Here is a 22132-nt window from a genome sequence, read left to right on the forward strand (position 1 = left end):
GCATATCGTTTTATCCATTCTGGCTCATGGGGGATATAAGGATGAGAAGAAAAGCAAGTATGGTACTGGCGGCGGCATTGGCGTTAACGACTGTGTTGTCAGGTTGTGGCAATGGTAGCGAGGCAGAGGCGAATCAGACGTATGATCCGAATGCGAAGCTGAATTTTACATGGCTGAATATTCTACATACGGCTTCGCCGCCGACGGATGTAGTCAAGAACAAGCTGGAGCAGTATACCAATTCCGAGATTCAATTTAGCTGGGTTCCCGATGCATCCAAGGAAGAACGGATCACGACCGCGCTCGCTTCTGGTCAACTGGCAGATATGGTTACGATTACGATGATGACCAATTCGACAGTGCGCAACTCGCTCAAATCGGGTCTGTTCTGGGATGTAGGACCATATCTCGACAGCTATGACAATCTGAAACAGATTCCGCAAAATGTACGTGAAGCCGCTTCAATTGAAGGGCATCTGTACGGTGTTCCTTTTCAGAAAAATCTGGCACGCTCTGGTCTAATCCTGCGCAAGGACTGGCTGGACAATCTCGGTCTAAAAGTGCCAACGACGCTGGATGAACTGTACAACGTGGCGCGTGCCTTCACCGAAGATGACCCTGACGGCAACGGCAAGGATGATACGGTAGGCTTCGGCGATCGCTCTGATCTGCGGTATAGCAGCTTCAAGACGCTCAGCTCCTACTTTGGCACACCGAACGGCTGGGCAGTTGATGACAGCGGCACATTCACACCAGAGTTCGATACGCCTCAATATATGGATACGCTCAACTATTCGCGTAAGCTGTATGAAAATGGCTACCTGACTCGCGACTTCGCGGTCACTGCAAAGACGGATCAGCAGCAGCAATTTGCACAAGGTCGGACAGGCATTTATACCGGTATGGTTGATATCGCCAGTCTGGAAAATATGTCACAAGGATTGCAAAAAGGCATGGAGCTAGTGCCGGTCAACAAAATCTCCAATGGCGACGGGCAGTACCATATCTGGTCGGAAGGCAGCGGTGTCGGCGGTTTGCTCGCTTTTCCCAAGTCAGAGGTGAAGTCTGAAGCTGAACTGAAACGGTTACTGCAATTCGTAGACGATTTGCTGGACAAGGAAGCATTTATGTACATGACTGGCGGCATTGAAGGTGAGCATTATGAGATCGATGCAGACGGTTCCTTCAAAATTATCAATCAGGATAAATGGCAAGCAGATGTGCAGCCATTTGCCGCGTCTCGTCCAAGCGAAGTAACGTACAAGCTCAAAGATTCCAATCCGCGTAAAGAAATGGCGAACGAGCTGATCAAGGAAAACGACAAATTCGCAGTGCTTGATCCAACCGTACCGCTTGATTCACAAACGAACAACGAGCAAGGAACCGAACTGCAAAAGGTGATCACCGATGCAACCTTCCGCTACATTATGGGCGAGATTGACGAAGCAGGCTTCAAGCAAGCGGTGCAAAGCTGGAAAGATGCAGGCGGAACCAAAATCACGGAAGAATATGAAGCCGCTTACAAAGTGGTACAGAACAAATAACCATCAGAAAAGGGGAAGATTTATGAAAAAAGCTCCGCAACATGCGATCAAAAAAGCGGCTGCTATCGTTATCAGTAGCGCATTCCTGCTGACTGCTTGTGGTGGTCAAAGTGCTTCATCCGGCGAATATGATGCCAATTCCAAAGCGAATATTAGCTGGCTCAACATTTTGCATACCGCTTCGCCGCCAACAGATACCGTGCTTGACAAGCTGGAGGAGAAGACTAATTCCGATATTACATTCTCATGGATTCCAGATGCGTCTAAGGAAGAACGGATCAACACCGCACTCGCATCCGACTCGCTGGCGGATATTGTGACGCTGACGATGCTGGACAATTCCTCTGTGCGTAATTCGCTCAAATCCGGTCTGTTCTGGGAAGTGGAGCCGTATTTGAAGGAGTTCCCGAATCTGGCGAAGATCTCGCCGGAGACGATCAAGTCCGCATCAATCGGTGGCAAGCTGTACGGCATTCCGTTTCAAAAGGATCTGGCACGTAACGGTGTTACCATCCGCAAGGACTGGCTGGATAAGCTCGGTCTGAAAGTACCAAAAACAACCGATGAGCTGATGGAAGTTGCTAAAGCATTTACCGAAAAAGACCCGGACGGTAACGGGCAGAACGATACGACTGGCTTTGTTGACCGCAACGATCTGATCTACGGTGCATTCAAGACGCTCGGCTCCTACTTCGGCACACCGAATAACTGGCAGGTTAGCTCCGACGGCAAGATGACACCGGAATTTATGACCGACGGTTATATGAAGACGATGAATTATATGAAAGAGCTGTATGATAACGGTTATATCAACAAAGACTTTGCTGTTACCGCCAAAACCGATCAGCAGCAGAAGTTTGCCCAAGGCAAAGCAGGCATTTATGTCGGCGCGCTGTTTGACAGTAAAAACCTGCTTAATATGGCAAAAGGTCTGCAAAACAATATGGAGCTGGTGATGGTTAACGATATTACATCTACCGGCAATGAAAAAGATCGCGCCATCTGGGCAGCTAATAATGGCATTGGCGGTTTGCTAGCGTTCCCACGTACTGAGGTCAAGGACGAAGCACAGCTGAAACGCATTTTACAATTCGTAAACGATCTGTTGGATGAAGATTCGTATGCGCTCATGACATATGGTATCGAGGGCACGCATTATACGGTAGATGACAAAGACGCAGTCACGATTATCAATACCGATCTGTGGCAGCAAGAAGTACAGCCATTTGCATCCAGCCGTCCGAAGGAAAGCGGTTATCAGATTCATGATGCCGATCCACTCAAGCAAGAAGCGGACAAGCTAATCAAAGAAAATGCTGATTATGCGGTACTGAACCCGGCGTATGCGTTGGATTCGGAAACGTATAATACACAAGGCTCCGAACTGCAAAAGATTATCACCGATGCGACATACAAATACATTCTGGGCGAAATCGACCGTGACGGCTTCAATCAAGCGTTGGAAAACTGGAAAAACTCTGGCGGCAACAGCATCATTTCCGAATACGAAGCCGCATATCAGCAAGTCGGCAAATAAGAGCGACGGCAGTCATCATTCTTTGGAGGAGGACAACGATGAACAACTGGGATCAGCAATCGCAATGGGCGATCCGAACGGCAAAGTCGATTATGGAACGTCAGCCATACCTGCACGAAGATCGGGTACATCATGGCAAATGGTCGTATGATTATGGCGTGATTTTGAAAGGGTTCCAGTTATTGTGGCAGCAAACAGGCGATCCAGTGTATATCGATTATATCCGCCACAATATGGATTATTTTGTACAGGAAGATGGCAGTATTCGCGGATATACGATAGATGAATACAATATCGATCATATTAACAACGGCAAGCTGCTGTTTATGCTGCACAACAAAACCGGCGAAGAGAAGTATCGCAAAGCCGCTGATCTACTGCGTAAGCAGCTCCAATCGCATCCACGCACATCGGAAGGCGCATTCTGGCACAAGCAGATATATCCGTATCAAATCTGGCTTGATGGATTGTACATGGGCTCGCCCTTTTATCTGGAATATGCGCTGACCTACGGCGATGCAGCCGATGTGGACGATGTGACCAAGCAGTTCATTCTATGTGAGAGTCATACGAAGGATGCGCAAACCGGGCTGCTATATCATGCATGGGACGAGAAGCGGCAGCAGCCTTGGTGCAATGCCGATACGGGATTGTCGCAGAACTTCTGGGGACGTTCACTTGGCTGGTTTGTGATGGCGCTAGTGGATGTGCTGGAGATTCTGTCGGTAGAGCATACGCATTACGAACAATTGGAGCGTATGCTGAACGATACATTGACGGCTGTACGACGATATCAGGATGAGGAAACGGGCGTCTGGTATCAAGTACTTGATCAGGGCAAACGCAAAGGCAATTATTTGGAAGCATCGGCAAGCGCGATGTTCGTCTATGCAATCAGCAAAGGCATTCGTCTTGGCGTACTGGAACCAGACTGGCTAAAAACGGCAGATTGGGCATACGCTGGCATGATCTCCGAATTTGTATTGGAAACGAAGGACGGCTGGATTAATTACAACAAAAACTGTCAGGTTGCTGGGCTAGGCGGTGCAGATCAGCGGGATGGCACCTTTGCCTACTATATCAGCGAGCCGATTGTGACCAATGATCAGAAAGGGCTAGGTGCATTCCTGCAAGCATGTGCTGAATATGAGCATCTGAATCAGGAGCGTCCATCTGCCAAGCACCAGCGGCAAGATTCAGTATCGTCGATTCCGAGTGGGAAGGAGCAATAATATGACCGTATACAATATCGACGATTATGGTGCAGCGCGGAATTCCAGCAAGTCATCCACGGCAGCGATCTCGTCGGCAATCGAGGCAGCGGCGCGTGCAGGTGGCGGTACGGTGCATATTCCGGCGGGTACATACCGTACGGGAGCGATCTTGATGCAGAGTCATATTGAGCTGCATCTCAGTCCAGGGGCGGTGCTGTCGTTTAGCATCGATCCGGCGGACTATCCGGCAGTATCGTCACGCTGGGAAGGGGCAGAGCGACTTGTTCATGCGTCGTGCATTTACGGAGAACAGCTGACCAACATCTCGATCACTGGTAGCGGCATGATCGAGGGGAATGGGCAGACATGGTGGGATTTGTTCCGCAACGAACCGGATAAGCTGGACTATCCGCGTCCCAAGCTGATCAGCTTTGACCATTGTAGTCGTATTACGATCCGTGATGTGCAGCTGCGCAACTCGCCGAGCTGGACAGTCAATCCGATCTGCTGTACCAATGTGACGGTGGATAATATAGCTATTCTGAATCCGGCAGATTCGCCCAATACGGATGGCATCAACCCGGAATCATGCACCAATGTGCATATTAGCAATTGCCATATTGATGTTGGCGATGATTGTATTACGATCAAGTCCGGCACGGAGGATACGCCGGAACGGGTGCCGTGCGAGAATATTACCATCACTAACTGCACGATGCTGCACGGGCATGGCGGCGTGGTGATCGGCAGCGAGATGAGCGGCGATATTCGTAATGTGACGATCAGCAATTGTATTTTCAAACAGACGGATCGCGGCATTCGCTTGAAATCACGGCGTGGACGTGGCGGCACAGTGGAGGATATTCGCATTAGCAATCTTGTGATGGAGGATGTGATCTGTCCGTTTATTATGAATCTGTATTATTTCTGCGGACCGCGCGGCAAGGATAAATACGTCTGGGACAAACATCCATATCCAATCACCGCCGAGACACCGCGCTTCCGTCGGATTCATTTTGCCAATATTACTGCGCGTCAGGTACATGCTGCGGCTGGATTCCTGTACGGACTGGCTGAGCAGTATGTATCGGAAGTGACCTTTTCCGATATTGACATTTCCATGGCGGAGAATGCGATTCCCGGTCGTCCGGCGATGATGGCGGGCATTGAGGATATGAACAACCGTGGTTTTTATCTGGGGAATGTGCGCGATGTTCGCTTTCACCGCGTGACGATTGAGAATCATGAAGGACCTGCCTTTTATATCGAAAATGGCGATGAGGTCGAGATCATCGATTGTCGCTCCCGCAATACCGCCAAGCCAGAACAGCTGGTAGAACGGGTAACAACCGAAGTGATTGCCAACTCCCCAAGCTGATCAGTTACAATTGCGACTGATGACTGATGACTGATGACTGATGACTGATGACTGATGACTGATGACTGATGACTGATGACTGATGATAAACAATGAATAATGGTCTGCCTATCTCATGCCTATCTCATGCCTATCTCATGCCTGTCGATGAGTATCCGTATCCATCTGCGAAAGGAGTCTACATATGCAAAAGGAGGATCAGCTGGTCAAGCTGCTTGGCGATCTGCCAGAGCCAGTGCCTGTCATCGCGCAATCGCTGGAGCAGCGTCTGTATGACGGTTATCGTCTGGAGACGCTGCTGCTGGAGCTGAACGGACTGGAAAAGGTGCCTGCTTATGTCGCAGTGCCTGCGGAGGGCGAAGGACCTTTTCCGCTCGTGATCTTCAATCATTCACATGGCGGTGATTATACGAATGGTCGGCGGGAATTGATTCGCAGCAGTCCGTATTTGCAGCAGACGTCCTTTGCTTCGGTGCTCACAGGTATGGGATATGCGGTTGCTTGCATTGATATGTGGTGCTTCAATGAACGCGGCGGTAAGAGCGAGAGCGAAACGGTCAAAGAAATGCTCTGGCAGGGCAAAGTGCTATGGGGCATGATGCTATACGACAATATGCGATTGCTGGATTATATGTGCACACGTCAGGAGATCGATGCCAGCCGAATTGGCACGATTGGTATGTCGATGGGCGGGCTGATGGCATGGTGGTTGGCAGCGCTGGACGAGCGTATTGATGTAATCGTTGACATTAGCGCACAGGTCGATGCGCAGACGCTGATCGCCAAGCGCGGCTTGGATCACCACGGCTTTTATTCCTATGTACCTGGTCTGCTCAAGTACTATTCCACACTGGACATTCAGCAACGGATCGTCCCGCGTCCGCGCATGAGTCTGGTTGGTAAGAATGATCGTCTCTGTCCGCTGGAAGGCGTGCAGTTGCTGGATGCAGGCTTGCACGAGCTGTACGCCAAAGCCGGTTATCCAGAACATTGGCAACCGGTAATCGGTAGCGGTGGTCATATGGAGACGATGGAGATGCGCGCTGCATGGCAGCCGTTTTTGAAAAAGCATCTCGGATAGCACACGGTGGATAGGATCATAGGGATTATAGGATCGTATCATGATCAAACTTGAAATCATGAGAGTCTTCACATGAACGCATAACGATAGAACAGGAAGTATGGCAATCCGCGCCCGGCAGCTTTTTCTTTGTCGGGCGTTTCTATTTTGATCCCAACATCAGCAAAGGAGAATGGGCATATGCAACTGACTGTAGGCAAAGCTTCCTTTTGCGATTATTCAACGATTCAGCAGGCGGTCGATGTACTGGAGCAACATGGTGACGATGCTGTCGACACTCTCTTTATTCTGGAAGGTACATATGAGGAAACGGTGATCATTCGCCGCTCATGTCTGCACATTTACGGTCTTGGTCGTGTAGAGATTACGATGAACCGACATGCACGTCAGCATAATGAACAGGGCGAAGAGATTGGCACCTTTGCAACGGCGACTGTATTTGTCGGTGGTAGTGACTTGTTGCTGGATAATCTGATCATTAGCAATACAGCAGGGCAAGGAGTCGATATTGGACAGGCGGTAGCGCTGTATGCACATTGTGATCGTTCTGTCTTCCGTCGCTGCACGCTGCGAGCATATCAGGATACGCTGTTTACCGGACCATTACCGCCCAAGCCGAAGGAACGGGCGCTGTTTGGCGGGATTGAACTGATACAGCAGCATGCACAGTATCGTCAGCTGTATAAGCATTGTTATATCGAAGGCACGATCGATTTTATATTTGGCGGAGCAACGGCATATTTTGACCAGTGCCACATTCATAGTCTGCGTCATTATGATAATCAGTCCACCTATATCACCGCAGCATCCACGCCCCAAGGGCAACCGTACGGATATGTGTTCCATCGCTGTTTTGTAACCGGTGATGATGACATTGCGCCGGTATACTTAGGCAGACCATGGCGCGAGTATGCACAGACGGTCTGGGTGGAATGTTCACTTGGTGCTCATATTCATCCGGCAGGCTGGGATAACTGGGATAATCCCGACAACGAGCAGACAGTCGATTATCGAGAATATCATGCGGAATCCGCATCCATCTGGCGCTATCATCGGGTAAACTGGGCAGTCTGCGAAATCGGCGATGATAAGGATTGGCGCAAAGAAATTATATTTGACGGCGAATGCTTCTGGAAGGAAGAGGAGGAATATTCATGTCCCTTATAAATAGTGGCGATCCATCGACAACAGACATCGGCGGCGCAATGATTCGCAATCCGGTATTACGAGGATTTAATCCTGATCCGTCCATCTTACGAGTCGAAGATGTGTATTATATCGCAGTATCTTCGTTTGAATGGCTGCCCGGTGTACGGGTGTATGAGTCGCGCAATCTGGTGGATTGGCAGCATTGTACGGATATTTTGAGACATCAGGTACAGCTACAAGGCAATCCAAAAAATTGCAGCATCTGGGCGCCGCAGCTCAGTTATGCGGACGGACAATTTTACCTGCTGTATACCGATGTGAAAAGTACAAAGCGCCCGTTCAAAGATGATCACAACTATCTGATCACTGCAACCGATATTCGCGGTCCGTGGAGCGAACCGGTGTATCTGAACAGCAGTGGCTTTGATCCGTCTCTGTTTCATGATGAAGACGGTCGCAAATGGGTGCTCAATGCGCTGTGGGATTATCGGATCACCGAGGGGAATAAATCAAGCGGTATTGTTATGCAAGAATATGACCATCGTACTCGTCAGTTGATCGGCGAACCGATCAAGCTATTCGACTGCACACCGCTCAAGAAAACCGAAGCTCCGCATATATATAAACGGGACGGCTATTACTATCTGATCACCGCCGAAGGGGGAACAGGTACGGGGCATGCCGTGACAGTTGCACGCTCTCGTCATCTGACTGGCTCGTACGAAGTCGATCCGCATAATCCGATGATGACATCGAGCGGGAATGCAGAGTGGCCGCTGCAATGTGCCGGACATGGCAGTCTGGTGGAGACACCTGCGGGAGAGTGGTATATGGCGCATCTGTGTACTCGCCCACTGGACGGACAATATGCGATTCTTGGACGTGAAACCGCGATTCAGCAGGTGTATTGGGATGAACAGGGATGGCTGCGTTTGAGTAGTGGCGGGAAGTTGCCACAGCTAGCCGTACCAGCACCAAGCGGACTGGCAGCAGACTTAGACGTGCCGCATCGTTTGAACACGACCGATAGTGAAGTTGTTTCCAAGATGGAATCCATGATCCAAGCGGAACCGATGTCCTATCGTGCTGTGGCAAACAATACGCCGACGATGAATCTCGCTTCGTCCTGTGAATGTACTTTTGTCGATGAATTTGATCAGGAGACGTTGCATCCGCAATGGAATACACTGCGCATACTGGCGGAAGAGGACTGGTGCTCCCTTCGGCAGCGTCCGGGGCATTTGCGATTGTATGGCGGCGAGTCGATTCAGAGTCTGTTCCGTCATCATATCGTTGCACTCCGGCAGCGTGATCACAGCTTCCGTGCTGAAACTGCGCTGGATTATGAGCCACAGCAATATTTGCAAATGGCGGGTTTGGTATTGTATTTGAATGAAGACAATTATGTATATGCGTGTATTACGCGCGACTGTGCAGGTAAGGTTATCCGGCTGATGCGCTGTGCGGCAGATCAATTTTATGTGTATCCTGAGGTGATCGTAGTACCGGAACAGACTACGGTTCATCTAGCGGTAGAAGTAGAACAAACGACAGCCCGTTTTTACTACCGAGTGTCTGAACAAGAGCAATGGACAGCGCTATACAATGAGGAGCATATCTCGTTTCTGTCCGGCGGCTTCACTGGCAATTTTGTTGGCATCGCCGCACACGATATGTATCAATTCAAAGGCAGCTATGCCGACTTTAGTCATTTTCGCTATGAAGGACGGGAATAAATAGACATTTCTATACTGCCATCGTACTGGTGTGAGTTGCCAGCGATGGCAGTTTTTTAGTGTGAGAATACTTGGGTGCGAGCGCGCAACAACCTATGTTTTGAAAATAAAGCATGTTTCATCTCACTTGCTCCATGTGCTTACATACACCGCCACTACTGCTTAATACCAAACTGGCATATACAAAACAATCATATTGTTATAAATAATGTCATATGAGACAAAATTACAGCATTGTAATTCCGATTAAACCGATATACTATATTTGTTATGTGCAAGCAAGAGAGCATAATTTATGGATGGGGGATAGAGAATCATGAATACCAAGTTTAAAGGTCTGGTTATCGTAATGCTGTTTACACTGCTTCTGGCAGCTTGCTCGGGCAACAGTGGCGGCACTAGCTCAACAACGACAACCGGAAGTTCGACAGCCGCAGATAGTGGCACGCCGAAGGATGGCGGTAGCCTGATTATCGGTGTGGCAGCCGATCCGGTAATTTTGAATCCATTATATGCAGGGGATCGGGTCAGCTTGACGATTGACCAGGCACTGTATGCACCATTGTTCCAAGTCAACAACGGCAAAAAGACATTTTATCTGGCTGAAAGTCTGGAACCTTCCGCTGACCAGCTTACATACACACTCAAGTTGAAAAAAGACCTGACTTGGCACGACGGACAGAAGCTGACCGCAGACGACGTTGTGTTCACCATCGACAGCATTCTTGACGAGAAGCAGAATAGCTTCCTACGTTCCGGCTTTATTATTAACAACAAACCAGTACAAGTATCCAAAGTGGACGATCTGACGGTGGCATTCAAGCTGCCACAAGTCAGCCCAGCATTTGAAGCATCGCTTGTACAAGTATCCCCTATTCCAAAGCATATTTTTGAAGGCGAAACCGATCTGGAAAAGAGCAGCAAAAACGATTCTCCAGTCGGCTCCGGTCCATTCCAATTTAAAGAATACAAAAACGGTGAATACGTAACACTGGATCGCTTTGATAACTACTTTGGTGGCAAACCGCATCTGGATAGCGTAACCTACCGTATCGCCAAAGATGCCAATGCTGCTAATCTGGCATTGCAAAATGGCGAGATCAACGTACAATACCTAGATCCGCGTGATGTAGCAACCATTCAAGCCAGTGGTAATTTTGATATTCAATCGTATAGTGAAGGTCGTCTGGCATATCTGATGTTCAATGCCAACAGCGACACTGGCGTCCTGTCCAAAAAAGAAGTGCGTCAGGCGCTCTCTTACGCACTGAATCGCGATGAGCTGATCAAGACCACCTATACGTCCAGCGAATATGCTGATCCTGCCAAATCATTTGAGACACCGGACGGATTGTATCAAACGAACGATGTACCAACCTACGACAACGATGCTGCCAAAGCGAAGCAAATTCTTGCTGAGCAGGGCATTACGAATCTGAAGCTGCGCATGATCGTGCAATCCGGTAACAAAGCTCAGGAAGCTGTCTCCCTCTATGTACAGCAAAAGTTAAAAGAAATCGGTGTCGATGTGGAGCTGCAAAATATGGATTCCACCGCATGGGGACAAAAGTTTGTTGACCTCAAAGCAACCGATTATGAGCTGGCATTGACCGGTTACATTATGGGCTATGACCCAGATGCGTACCGGATTCTGTTTGAAACCGGATCTTCATCCAACTATAGCCATTACTCCAACAAGCAGGTCGATCAACTGTTCGCTCAAGGCTCAGGTGAAGGCGATGATACCAAACGCGGCGAAATCTACAAACAGCTGCAAACTATCATTGCGGAAGATGCGCCAATCTATCCGATTGCGTACACCAAAACCGTCGTTGCAATCTCCAAAAACTATGGCGGTCTGGATCAAGCCGTGCTGAAACCAGTTGTTATTTTCGAAGACTTGTCCAAAATCTATCAAAAACAATAAACGTCCATGTTCATAATGAAAGCAGCAAATAAGCCGGTTTCCCGGCTTATTTGTTGTTATGAAGGGAGTGCGGAACATGAGGCAAATGATTATCCGCCGCTTGCTGCAAACGATACCGCTGCTATTTTTTGTCTCTATCGTCTGTTTTGCTATGATCAAGCTGGCACCGGGTGATCCGGTGCTGTCGTTTGTAACGCCAAATATGCATGCCGAGGATATTGAACGGATTCGTCATAATCTCGGTCTGGATCGTCCGGCGTATGTACAATATTTGTTATGGTTGAAGCAACTGTTGCAGGGCGATCTTGGTTATTCGCTCGTCAATCACCAGCCTGTAATGAGACAGATTCTGGAGCGATTGCCTGCAACCGCAGGTCTGATGGGGAGCGCGATTGCCATCGCTGTAGTGCTGGCGATTCCGCTTGGCTTGATTGCTGGTGCGAATCGCAACCGCTGGATAGATAAAATGATTAACTTGCTAGCGTATATCGGTATTTCGGTGCCGCTGTTCTGGCTGGCGATTTTGCTCATGTATATTTTTGCAATCAAATTATCATTGCTGCCCAGTATGGGCATGCGTACGATTGGAGTGGAATCACCGAGCGATGTGATTCGTCATGGGATTTTGCCGTGCTCAGTGCTAGCGTTTGGGTTTCTAGCAGGGTATGTGCGCTATATTCGTTCCAGCACTATCGGTCAGCTCAAGGAAGATTATGTACAGATTCAATATGCGTTTGGCTCCAATACATGGACGATACTGTTCCGTCATGTGATCAAGCATGTGATGCTGCCTGTCATTACGTTGCTCGGTATGTCGATGGGTGATCTGGTCGCTGGTGCGATCGTCACCGAGACGGTCTTTTCGTGGCCTGGTATCGGTTCGCTTGGTATGACAGCTGTCAAAGGGATGGATTATCCAATCATTATGGGCATTACGCTATTCTCGTCCTTGATGCTGATTCTTGGCAATCTGGTGGCTGATATTTTATATGCTGTGGTTGATCCGCGCATCAAGGCAAAGGGGTGACACAATGAACCGCAGAAAATGGAACCACTTGAAGCGCGCACTATGGGATAGCAAGCTGGGCATGACTTCGCTGTTTCTTTTGATTTTGCTGACGCTAGGCGCAATCTTCGCCTTTCTGTCGCCGTATGATCCGAATCTGATGGACGCGACATCGCAGTTTGCCACGCCGGGACCGGCACACTGGTTCGGAACAGACGATTATGGACGTGATTATTTTGCCCGTGCTTTATATGGTGGCAGGGTATCGCTGCTGGTTGGCTTTGCTTCGATGATTTTGGCGACTGCCATCGGCGTAGCAGTTGGTGTGATCAGCGGTTATTTTGGTGGCTGGATTGACAGTCTGCTTATGCGAGCACTGGATGTGATTTCTTCCATTCCATCGTTTCTCGTATTGCTGCTGCTCAGTGTATTTTTGAAGCCGAGCGTGGGCAATATTATCGTGATCATCGCATTGTTAATGTGGATGAATGTAGCGCGTATTGTTCGTGCGGAAACGATGAGTATTCGGCAGCGCGAATATGTGCTGTATGCGCGTGTATCAGGACAAGGCGCAGGTGGTATGATTCGGCATCATATTTTGCCGGGACTCGTTCCCGTGATTATCGTTGGCGCGACCAATAATATCGCGTCCGCGATTATGATGGAATCGTCGCTAAGCTTTCTCGGCTTTGGTGTACAGCCGCCGAATGCGACCTGGGGCAGTATGCTGAACAGCGCGCAGGGCTATATCGCGCAGGCGCCATACTTGGCATTGTTTCCGGGTCTGCTGATTTTGCTGACTGTACTTAGCTTTAATGTACTGGGTGACATTTTGCGGGTCGGTCTTGAACCGAAGCTGAACCGGCGATAGGAGGGGAATTCATCATGACAGAACGGCTATTGACCGTGGACAATCTTAACGTTTCATTTGCTACCCGTGACGGCGATAATCAGGCGGTACGCGGGGTGAGCTTTCATGTAGACAAAGGCGAGACACTCGGCATCGTCGGCGAATCGGGCAGTGGCAAAAGTGTCACTGCCCGCTCGGTCATGTCGTTACTATCCGCACCCGGACGTATGACTGCCGGACAGATTCATTTTCGCGGTCAGGATTGCTCGCAATGGTCGGAAAAGGAATGGCGCAAGCTGCGCGGCAACCGCATTGCGATGATCTTCCAAGATCCGATGACCTCGCTCAATCCGCTAAAACGGATCGGTCAGCAATTGACCGAAGTGCTGCGTCGTCACCGTGGTCTAAACAAGCAGGAGGCGAATCAGGAAGCGGCACGACTACTGCGAGAAGTCGGCATTCAAGATGCAGAAGTGCGATTGCGCCAGTATCCGCATGAATTCAGCGGTGGTATGCGTCAGCGGGTCATGATCGCGATGGCGCTATCGTGCAAGCCGGATTTGCTCATTGCCGATGAACCGACAACTGCACTGGATGCGACGATTCAGGCACAGATTCTCGATCTGTTCAAACGTTTAAAACAGCAATCGGACACAGCCATTACACTTATTACGCACGATCTGGGTGTGGTGGCGCAGGTGTGCACACGCGTTATTGTGATGTATGGCGGATTGATTATGGAGGAAGGCAGTGTAGAGGATATTTTCTACCGACCACAGCATCCGTATACCAAAGGGCTGCTGCGCTCCTTGCCTAAACGCGGCAGCGGCTCACGCGAACGACTCGTGCCGATTGAAGGTACACCGCCGGATCTGCTGCATCCGCCAGTCGGTTGTCCATTTGCACAGCGTTGTCCGCAGGCGTTTGCACGATGTCAGGAGATGCCGCCAGTTACCGAGGTGGCACCGGGTCATCGCTCCAAATGCTGGTTATCGCATGAGGTTGTACCTGTACATGAGCGGTTAGCGTCGTCTGCACTGGAAGGAGTAGAGCATCGTGAGTGATATTCTAGTGGATGTACAGAACTTGAAAAAGCATTTTATTGGTACTCGCAACTGGCGTGGACAGGCAACTAGCGTACAGCGTGCAGTCGATGGCGTGAATTTCCAGATTCGACGGGGCGAAACATTCGGTCTGGTCGGTGAATCTGGCAGCGGCAAATCGACAGTGGGGCGCTGTATGTTGCGATTGTATGATTATACGGATGGGGAAGTGATATTTGATGGACAGCCGCTCGGTTCACTTGGCGAGAAAGCGCTCAAGCCGTTCCGACGCCGCATTCAGTCTATTTTCCAAGACCCGTATTCATCGCTTAATCCGAATCTGAATGTGCTGGAGCTGATTAGCGAGCCGATGAAGATTCACGGCATGAATGCAGGCAATGAGCGCAAAGAAATCATTGCCGATCTGCTGGAAACAGTCGGTCTGAATCGGGATCATATGCATCGGTATCCGCATGAATTCAGCGGTGGTCAGCGTCAGCGCATTTCCATTGCCCGCGCTCTGTCAGTACGTCCAGAATTTATCGTATGCGATGAGCCGATCTCGGCGCTGGACGTGTCGGTACAGGCACAGGTTGTTAATATGCTGGAGGATTTGCAGGCAGAGTTTGGATTGACCTATCTATTTATCGCGCATGATCTGTCGATGGTGCGCCATATTTCCGACCGAATCGGTGTCATGTATGGAGGACGATTAGTAGAAGTTGCGGATAGCGATGAATTGTACGAGAATCCACAGCATCCGTATACGCGTGCATTATTATCGTCCATCTTGGAAACCGATCCCGGTAAAGCTGCCGAGCGTATTCACCTTGACGGCTTCACCGCGATTCGCAATAATGAGCAGGCAGCACCACTACAAGAAATGAGCCCCGGACATTTTGTTGCTTACGATTATAAGTAAGAATAAACTTGAGTCCGAACTCGAACTCGAACTCGAACTCGAACTCGAACTCGAACTCGAACTCGAACTCGAACTCGAACTCGAACTCGAACTCGAATCTGAATCTAATAGAAACGCTACAAGTGGTCGGGCAGAATGGAATTCAACGATTAGAAAGGACGTGCAATGCAATGTCGCATACAATAGAAAAGGTAAAGCTGTCTCAGTGGGACGCCTTACTACTGGAAGCGTTACGCAGTCTTGGCTGGAATGAGCAGCAACTGCTGAACATCGGCGCTGTGCAATCGTTGCCCATCGATGAGAGCGTGTATGAATGGGATTACAGCGAGCTGGCTGCCTTTGCTGCTGCTGAACCGGACATTTACCGCTCCGCTGTTCAACACGGATATCGGATCAAATACAATACCATTCGCGGTATTCGTAGCTGGCTGCATATTACCTACAATATCGAAGCTGAATTGATTCTGGATGAAGGTGAGGAAGCGGTAGTCGCCACATTGACCGAAGCACAGCAAGACAAGCTGGCACAAGTGTTATCACCCGGTTGGCATATCCGCTTTGTATCGTCATCGTTGTGCCGAATCGAACCACTATACGTAGCTACCCCATAACGATCATATTCCGATACACAAACTAGTAAACAAACCAACGATGAATCCATAACGATCACCTTATCAAAAGTAAGAAAAGCAAGCATCAAAACAACTATCAAAGCACCTATCAAAACAAGCTGACTCCGATCATCATCTATTGAAGATGGTCAAAGTCAGCTTTTTGTATTTTTCTGCAATATACTGTAATAAATTCAAGCCAGCTACCGATAATGAAAAAAGGAAGAAAAAGGATAAAATGTGGATGCTTTCTCCCCAATCCATCCGCTGTATCCAATTGTGAACGAAAATCGTCGATCCTTGAAACTTTTTGGATTATTTTGAAGGAGAGTGATTGTTTTTTGTCAGGTTTGTGGTAGTATAAAAGGCAGTTGGGGGAATGAATATGCTTACAGAGGAACGTTACAACCTGATTATAGAGCGCTTACAGGTCAGCGGAATCGTTAAGTTGCAGGAGCTAGTCGATGTGTCCGGTGCCTCGGAATCTACGATACGACGCGATTTGATTGATCTGGAAGGGCGACAACTGTTAAGGCGTATCCATGGCGGAGCGACTTTGCTGCATCAGAAGGGCGAAGAACCCGGTATGGAAGAAAAAACATTCACAAACGTTCAAGAGAAACATCATATTGCTCGTTTGGCAGCCCGCGAGATTCAGAATGGAGAATGTATCTATCTGGATGCTGGGACGACAACACTGGCGATGATTCCCTTTATTGAAGCCAAAGACATTACAGTCGTTACAAACGGATTGTCACATGTGGATGCCTTGGTCAGTAAGCGCATTCGCAGTTATTTGCTCGGCGGTATGATGAAAATGCTTACCAAAGCGATCATCGGCGGCATGGCACTGGAAAACCTGAACAATTTCCGGTTTGACCGCTGCTTTCTCGGAGCGAACGGCATTGATGCCGAGATGGGGTATACAACGCCTGATCCCGAAGAAGCAATGATCAAGCGACGCGCCCACGAGCTGGCTGCTCATACGTATATACTGGCAGATTCCAGCAAGATCGGCGAAGTTACTTTTGCTCGTCTGTTTGATCTGCAAGAGGCGGTACTGATCACTGAAGCAGTACCGGAGCATTCACGACCATCCATTTTGAATAAAACTAAAATAATCGAGGGATAAACATGATCTATACTGTGACATTGAACCCTTCCATCGATTATATCGTGGAAGTTGACGAATTGAAGCTGGGCGATCTGAATCGTATGAAACGCGATCTGAAACTGCCTGGCGGTAAAGGTATTAATGTTTCTCGCATCCTGAATCAACTAGGTGCGCAAAATACAGCAATCGGTTTCCTGGGTGGATTTACTGGTCAGTATATTGATGACAAGCTCAAGCAGGACAACATTGCTACCGATTTTGTATGTATTCAGGATGATACCCGCATTAACGTGAAGCTGAAACACGGCGAAGAAACCGAGATCAATGGTCTTGGTCCGGCAATTAGCAACGAAGAAGCGGATCAACTGGTGAACAAGTTGTCAGCATTGCAACAAGACGATGTACTGGTGCTGTCCGGCAGTGTGCCGCCATCGCTGGGAGCGGATTTTTATGATCGTCTGATCGCGGTTTGTAAGGAAAAAGGTGCACAGTTCGTAATCGATACAACTGGCAAAGCGTTGCTGGAAGCATTGGAGCACGGACCACTGTTAGTGAAGCCGAATCATCATGAATTGGCTGAATTGTTCAACGTAACGATCAACAGCCGTGAGGAATTGATTGGACACGGACGCAAGCTACTGGATATGGGTGCGCAAAATGTACTGATCTCCATGGCAGGCGAAGGTGCATTGCTAGTAACTGCTGATGAGGTGTACCATGCGAATGTGCCAAAAGGTCAAGTGAAAAACTCGGTCGGTGCTGGTGATTCTATGATTGGTGGTTTTGTCGGTACGTTTGTACTGAACGGCGACCGTCTGGAAGCATTCCGTACTGGTGTGGCTTCTGGTAGCGCAACTGCATTTTCCGATGATCTGGCAGATCGCGCCAAGATTGACGAATTGTTGCCACAGGTGAGCATTACGCGTCTGTAATTGCATCACATTTTACAATTGGTATCATATGCTTTGACATCATCTGTCGCACAGTGGGTAATGGATTCCAAAGCAAATACCGGCGCGATACGGCAAGTGTGCCGTATGAGCCGGTCATATATATTAAGGGAGTGTACACAATGAGAATTACTGATCTGATGATCAAAGAAGTCATGATCATGGACTTACAAGCTGTCAGCAAAGAAGCAGCAATCGACGAACTGATTGCTAGCCTCACCGGAAGCGGACGCATCAATGATCCCATCCTGTTTAAAGAAATGATCCTGAAGCGCGAAGGCGAATCCAGTACTGGAATCGGTGGCGGGATCGCTATGCCACACGCCAAAACCAAAGCGGTGAACGAGCCAACCGTCGTTTTTGCGAAAAGCAAAGCAGGTGTGGACTACGAATCGCTAGATAACGAGCCGGCTCACCTGTTCTTCATGATCGCTGCACCGGAAGGCGCTGCAAATACGCATCTGCGCACACTGGCTGCATTGTCCAAGCTGCTCATTGATAGCGATTTCATCGCCCAATTGATGGATACGCAGACACCGGACGAAGTGGCTGCCCTGTTTGATTCCAAACAAGCAGAAGCGGATGCCAAAGAAGAAGCACGTCAAGCTGCCAAAGCAGCAAAAGAAACTGAACAACAAAAAGAAAATGCACGCGAGCAGGAAGCTTCGTCTTCTCTGACTGGTGGCGAAGGTGCTGAACCATTCGTCGTTGCAGTTACTGCCTGTCCAACAGGTATCGCGCATACGTTTATGGCAGAAGATTCCCTATTGAAAAAAGCCCGTGAAATGGGCGTGAATATTCGCGTGGAAACGAACGGCTCTGAAGGCGCAGGCAATCCGCTGACTGCTGACGAAATCCGTCGTGCAAGCGGCGTTATCGTAGCTGCTGACAAAAAGGTCGACATGGATCGCTTTGATGGCAAACCGGTACTGCAACGTCCGGTTAGCGACGGTATCCGTAAGCCAGAAGAATTGATCCGCAAAGCGATGAATGGCGAAGCGCCAATCTTCCGCAGCTCCGGTCAAGCTTCTACAGATAGCGATGCACCAAAAGAAAAAACAAGCGTAGGTAGCAAAATTTATAAAGACCTGATGAACGGAATCTCGCACATGTTGCCGTTCGTTGTTGGTGGCGGTATTCTGCTGGCAATCTCGTTCCTGATCGAGCAAACAGCAGGCGAAGACAGCCAACTGTTCCAATTGCTGCAAACGATTGGTGGCGGAACAGGCGCATTCTTCTTCCTGATTCCGATTCTTGCTGGTTTTATCGCGATGAGTATCGGTGATCGCCCAGCCTTGATGCCTGGTATGGTCGGTGGTCTGATGGCGGTTAACTCCAACGCTGGTTTCCTTGGCGGTCTGGCTGCTGGTTTCCTGGCAGGTTATGTGATCGTCTTCCTGCGTAAATTGCTCAAAGGTTTGCCAAAAGCAATCGACGGGTTGAAACCAATTCTTCTGTATCCAGTACTGGGTCTGTTGATTACTGGTACGATTATGTACTATCTGTTCGATCCAATCTTTGGTGGTATTAACACATGGCTCGTGAACGTCCTGAACAACCTTGGTACAGGGAATGCTGTTATTCTCGGTCTGATTTTGGGTGGTATGATGTCCATCGATATGGGTGGTCCGTTTAACAAAGCAGCGTATGCTTTTGCAATCGGCGTATTCACATCGAGCGGCAATACGAACGGTGCAATGATGGCAGCGGTTATGGCAGGCGGTATGGTGCCACCACTGGCGATCGCACTGTCGACTACCTTCTTCCGTAACAAATTCACGGAGCAAGAGCGCAAGTCTGGTCTGACCAACTATGTACTCGGTCTGTCCTTCATTACAGAGGGTGCTATTCCATTCGCCGCAGCTGATCCGCTGCGCGTACTGACTTCTTGTATTATTGGTTCCGCTGTTGCAGGCGGTCTGACTCAGTTCTGGCACATCAACCTGCCAGCACCACACGGCGGTATCTTCGTCGCTGCATTGGCTAACCACGCACTGCTATTCATGCTTGCCGTTGTCATCGGTGCGGTAATCTCCGGTTTGATCCTCGGCGTATGGAAAAAGCCAGTTGCTCAAAAATTGGCTGAACAACAAAAAGCAGCTTAATCTCAACAGTTTCAGTTTCATCCTATTTGTAAAACAAGGCGGCAGGGGAAGTATCCCTTGTCGCCTTTTCGTATTCATATATCTTAGTAAAGAGGCCCGCTGTATCCTCCGAAACATTTATAACGAATACTTCCACCATTGGCACTTCCATTATGGGAAATTTACTGTATCGTCTGTTGAAATGGATGACTACGAATCATATCCACGAAATGTTGTGCCGTTGCCGATAGAGGCTCATCTTTGCGCGTCCAGATTGAAATTGTATTTTCCAAATGAATATCCGCTACATATACCCGGCAAAGCGTTCCACGCGCCACCTCATCTCGTACAATCAGCGACGAAATAAAGTTCGCTCCATACCCCGCAGTGACCGCCTGAATCGCTTCGTATAATCCATTGAATTGCAGCGGAATACTAGGCGCAGGCAGATTATGCGTACGACACAATGACAACAGCCGCTCACGGGTGGAACTGCCCTGTTCACGCATCACAAATGGCTCCTGCATCATCTGTGATAGTGAGATATGCTGATTGGCATACGGATGCTCCGATCCAACGACAAACCACAGCTCATCTCGAAACAATTCCTCCATATCGACCCATTCACCTGCGCGCTCTGGTACACCGCCATAGATAGCGAGATCGACCTGTGCCGAAGTGAGCAGCTGCAAGGCTTCCGCTGAATTGGTCGTATGGATGGTCAATTCGACCTGTTCGTATTGCTTTTTAAAACGAGACAACCAGCCCGGTAACAGCACATGAGCAGGCAAGTACGTAGCAGCAAGGGCAATCTGTCCAGCTTGCCCTTGCTGGATCTGTCCGCAAAATTGTTCAATTTGCTGCTCCACTGCAAATAGACGCGCTGCCATCAGTGCAATCTCTTCTCCTGCCGCTGTCAATGCAATTCCACGACCAGCAGGTTGCAGCAAGGGAATGCCGAGTTCGTGTTCCAACTTTTTCACCTGAGCGGTAATGGCAGGCTGGCTAATCGCAAGCTGCTCTGCCGCTCGAGTCACGTTACGCGTGGTAGCAATCGTATAAAATAGTCGCAGTCCATGCAGATTCATCCATATGCCTCTTTTCACAATCATTGTCATAAAGCTCATCTTAATCATAACTTAAATCTATGAATAAGGTAAAAACATATATTATATTTATCTAAAAATTAGAGTTATGCTTATACCAGAGGCAGAGATGCAGAACAAAAACGGTATTATGGATAGCTGCCTACTTTCATTCAACAGGGAGAGATGGCATTATGAAACAATCATTTATCGCCGGAAAGATGACAGAACAGCAGCAATTATGGGATGATGTGGATCGGTATGTAGAATCACAGCTCATTCCGCATGACGATGTACTGGCAAGTATTGCGGAGCATAATCGTCAGGCGGAGTTGCCACCGATTGAAGTCACGGATCTGCAAGGTCAATTTCTGCAATTGCTAGTACGTATGTCAGGTAGCCAGCGCATATTGGAACTCGGTACACTAGGCGGTTACAGTACGATCTGGATGGCGCGCGCATTGCCGGAAGGTGGCAAGATCGTGACGTTGGAATTGGACGAGTATTATGCCCGTACCGCCGCTGCCAATTTTGCTTATGCAGGCGTAAGTGAGCAGATCGATTTGCGAGTCGGTGCGGCATTGGAGCAATTGCAACAGCTAGAGCAGGAAGGGGCGGAGCCGTTCGATTTTATCTTCATTGATGCGGACAAGCCAAACAATCCGAATTATTTGCAATGGGCATTACGGTTATCGCATCCGGGGACGATCATTGTGGGTGACAACGTGATTCGGCAGGGCGAAGTGATCGACCGTCACAGCAGCGATCCGCGTGTGCAAGGCATCCGTTCCTTTTACGAGCTGATTCGCGATGAAGTACGTATCACCGCTACCGCACTGCAAACGGTAGGGGAGAAGGGCTACGACGGATTTTTGATCGGTATTGTAAACTAAGCACGCAG

At 48.9% G+C, this 22132-nt stretch carries 18 protein-coding genes; 17 read left to right on the top strand and 1 reads right to left on the bottom strand.

Going from position 1 to position 22132, the window contains the following annotated elements; genetic code table 11:
• Nucleotides 1–41: 41 nt before the first annotated feature.
• The 16 genes from ACDE64_RS07570 to ACDE64_RS07645 all read left to right on the top strand — a co-directional run bounded on the left by ACDE64_RS07570 (nucleotide 42) and on the right by ACDE64_RS07645 (nucleotide 20167).
• Complete coding sequence (locus ACDE64_RS07570; RefSeq protein ID WP_411349554.1) at nucleotides 42–1544, top strand: extracellular solute-binding protein; 1503 nt, start codon at nucleotides 42–44, stop codon at nucleotides 1542–1544.
• Nucleotides 1545–1566: 22 nt separating this feature from the next.
• Nucleotides 1567–3081 carry an extracellular solute-binding protein gene (locus ACDE64_RS07575; protein ID WP_411349555.1) on the top strand — a complete coding sequence of 505 codons (1515 nt, stop codon included), beginning with the start codon at nucleotides 1567–1569 and terminating at the stop codon, nucleotides 3079–3081.
• A 38-nt stretch (nucleotides 3082–3119) separates the two neighbouring features.
• Nucleotides 3120–4313, top strand: a complete 1194-nt coding sequence (locus ACDE64_RS07580; protein WP_411349556.1) for a glycoside hydrolase family 105 protein — start codon at nucleotides 3120–3122, stop codon at nucleotides 4311–4313.
• Between the two features lies 1 nt (nucleotide 4314).
• Nucleotides 4315–5673, top strand: a complete 1359-nt coding sequence (locus tag ACDE64_RS07585; RefSeq protein ID WP_411349557.1) for a glycoside hydrolase family 28 protein — start codon at nucleotides 4315–4317, stop codon at nucleotides 5671–5673.
• A 184-nt stretch (nucleotides 5674–5857) separates the two neighbouring features.
• A complete protein-coding gene (locus ACDE64_RS07590) occupies nucleotides 5858–6754 on the top strand; it encodes a dienelactone hydrolase family protein (protein ID WP_411349558.1) in 897 nt (298 codons plus the stop codon).
• Nucleotides 6755–6940: 186 nt separating this feature from the next.
• Nucleotides 6941–7921 (top strand): pectinesterase family protein, encoded by a 981-nt coding sequence (locus tag ACDE64_RS07595; protein ID WP_411350251.1) that lies wholly within the window; start codon nucleotides 6941–6943, stop codon nucleotides 7919–7921.
• Nucleotides 7909–9639, top strand: coding sequence for a glycoside hydrolase family 43 protein (locus tag ACDE64_RS07600; protein WP_411349559.1), 1731 nt, complete (start codon nucleotides 7909–7911; stop codon nucleotides 9637–9639). The genes ACDE64_RS07595 and ACDE64_RS07600 overlap by 13 nt, the downstream gene beginning before the upstream one ends.
• A 316-nt stretch (nucleotides 9640–9955) precedes the next feature.
• The gene (locus ACDE64_RS07605; RefSeq protein WP_411349560.1) at nucleotides 9956–11566 is read left to right on the top strand and encodes an ABC transporter substrate-binding protein; all 1611 of its coding nucleotides are present in this window, start codon (nucleotides 9956–9958) and stop codon (nucleotides 11564–11566) included.
• A 76-nt stretch (nucleotides 11567–11642) separates the two neighbouring features.
• Nucleotides 11643–12593, top strand: a complete 951-nt coding sequence (locus ACDE64_RS07610; protein WP_411349561.1) for an ABC transporter permease — start codon at nucleotides 11643–11645, stop codon at nucleotides 12591–12593.
• A 4-nt stretch (nucleotides 12594–12597) separates the two neighbouring features.
• A complete protein-coding gene (locus tag ACDE64_RS07615) occupies nucleotides 12598–13443 on the top strand; it encodes an ABC transporter permease (RefSeq protein WP_411349562.1) in 846 nt (281 codons plus the stop codon).
• Between the two features lie 14 nt (nucleotides 13444–13457).
• Nucleotides 13458–14486 carry an ABC transporter ATP-binding protein gene (locus ACDE64_RS07620; protein WP_411349563.1) on the top strand — a complete coding sequence of 343 codons (1029 nt, stop codon included), beginning with the start codon at nucleotides 13458–13460 and terminating at the stop codon, nucleotides 14484–14486.
• Nucleotides 14479–15387, top strand: a complete 909-nt coding sequence (locus tag ACDE64_RS07625; RefSeq protein ID WP_411349564.1) for an ABC transporter ATP-binding protein — start codon at nucleotides 14479–14481, stop codon at nucleotides 15385–15387. The genes ACDE64_RS07620 and ACDE64_RS07625 overlap by 8 nt, the downstream gene beginning before the upstream one ends.
• Nucleotides 15388–15557: 170 nt before the next feature.
• Nucleotides 15558–15998: a hypothetical protein gene (locus ACDE64_RS07630; protein ID WP_411349565.1), complete on the top strand. Its 441-nt coding sequence runs from the start codon at nucleotides 15558–15560 to the stop codon at nucleotides 15996–15998.
• 385 nt (nucleotides 15999–16383) lie between these two features.
• Nucleotides 16384–17130 carry a DeoR/GlpR family DNA-binding transcription regulator gene (locus ACDE64_RS07635; RefSeq protein ID WP_411345884.1) on the top strand — a complete coding sequence of 249 codons (747 nt, stop codon included), beginning with the start codon at nucleotides 16384–16386 and terminating at the stop codon, nucleotides 17128–17130.
• 2 nt (nucleotides 17131–17132) lie between these two features.
• Nucleotides 17133–18044: a 1-phosphofructokinase gene (pfkB, locus tag ACDE64_RS07640; RefSeq protein WP_411349566.1), complete on the top strand. Its 912-nt coding sequence runs from the start codon at nucleotides 17133–17135 to the stop codon at nucleotides 18042–18044.
• Between the two features lie 140 nt (nucleotides 18045–18184).
• Nucleotides 18185–20167: a fructose-specific PTS transporter subunit EIIC gene (locus ACDE64_RS07645; RefSeq protein ID WP_411349567.1), complete on the top strand. Its 1983-nt coding sequence runs from the start codon at nucleotides 18185–18187 to the stop codon at nucleotides 20165–20167.
• A gap of 161 nt (nucleotides 20168–20328) precedes the next feature.
• Here ACDE64_RS07645 and ACDE64_RS07650 read toward each other — a convergent pair whose 3' ends face one another.
• Nucleotides 20329–21234, bottom strand: a complete 906-nt coding sequence (locus ACDE64_RS07650) for a LysR family transcriptional regulator (protein ID WP_411349568.1) — start codon at nucleotides 21232–21234, stop codon at nucleotides 20329–20331.
• 191 nt (nucleotides 21235–21425) lie between these two features.
• On the opposite strand from ACDE64_RS07650, the gene ACDE64_RS07655 reads away from it, so the two are divergent.
• Entirely contained in the window at nucleotides 21426–22124 is a 699-nt protein-coding gene (locus ACDE64_RS07655; protein WP_411349569.1) for an O-methyltransferase, read from the top strand.
• The last annotated feature ends 8 nt before the right edge of the window (nucleotides 22125–22132 follow it).

This window comes from Paenibacillus sp. WLX2291 (assembly GCF_046603665.1).
In the GTDB taxonomy this organism is placed as follows: Bacteria; Bacillota; Bacilli; order Paenibacillales; family Paenibacillaceae; genus Saccharibacillus.

Bases quoted from the DNA above. Each gene is read 5' to 3' on its own strand.
- ACDE64_RS07570 (WP_411349554.1), top strand. From the start codon at position 42: ATGAGAAGAAAAGCAAGTATGGTACTGGCGGCGGCATTGGCGTTAACG.
- ACDE64_RS07575 (WP_411349555.1), top strand. From the start codon at position 1,567: ATGAAAAAAGCTCCGCAACATGCGATCAAAAAAGCGGCTGCTATCGTT.
- ACDE64_RS07580 (WP_411349556.1), top strand. From the start codon at position 3,120: ATGAACAACTGGGATCAGCAATCGCAATGGGCGATCCGAACGGCAAAG.
- ACDE64_RS07585 (WP_411349557.1), top strand. From the start codon at position 4,315: ATGACCGTATACAATATCGACGATTATGGTGCAGCGCGGAATTCCAGC.
- ACDE64_RS07590 (WP_411349558.1), top strand. From the start codon at position 5,858: ATGCAAAAGGAGGATCAGCTGGTCAAGCTGCTTGGCGATCTGCCAGAG.
- ACDE64_RS07600 (WP_411349559.1), top strand. From the start codon at position 7,909: ATGTCCCTTATAAATAGTGGCGATCCATCGACAACAGACATCGGCGGC.
- ACDE64_RS07605 (WP_411349560.1), top strand. From the start codon at position 9,956: ATGAATACCAAGTTTAAAGGTCTGGTTATCGTAATGCTGTTTACACTG.
- ACDE64_RS07610 (WP_411349561.1), top strand. From the start codon at position 11,643: ATGAGGCAAATGATTATCCGCCGCTTGCTGCAAACGATACCGCTGCTA.
- ACDE64_RS07615 (WP_411349562.1), top strand. From the start codon at position 12,598: ATGAACCGCAGAAAATGGAACCACTTGAAGCGCGCACTATGGGATAGC.
- ACDE64_RS07620 (WP_411349563.1), top strand. From the start codon at position 13,458: ATGACAGAACGGCTATTGACCGTGGACAATCTTAACGTTTCATTTGCT.
- ACDE64_RS07630 (WP_411349565.1), top strand. From the start codon at position 15,558: ATGTCGCATACAATAGAAAAGGTAAAGCTGTCTCAGTGGGACGCCTTA.
- ACDE64_RS07635 (WP_411345884.1), top strand. From the start codon at position 16,384: ATGCTTACAGAGGAACGTTACAACCTGATTATAGAGCGCTTACAGGTC.
- pfkB (WP_411349566.1), top strand. From the start codon at position 17,133: ATGATCTATACTGTGACATTGAACCCTTCCATCGATTATATCGTGGAA.
- ACDE64_RS07645 (WP_411349567.1), top strand. From the start codon at position 18,185: ATGAGAATTACTGATCTGATGATCAAAGAAGTCATGATCATGGACTTA.
- ACDE64_RS07650 (WP_411349568.1), bottom strand. From the start codon at position 21,234: ATGAATCTGCATGGACTGCGACTATTTTATACGATTGCTACCACGCGT.
- ACDE64_RS07655 (WP_411349569.1), top strand. From the start codon at position 21,426: ATGAAACAATCATTTATCGCCGGAAAGATGACAGAACAGCAGCAATTA.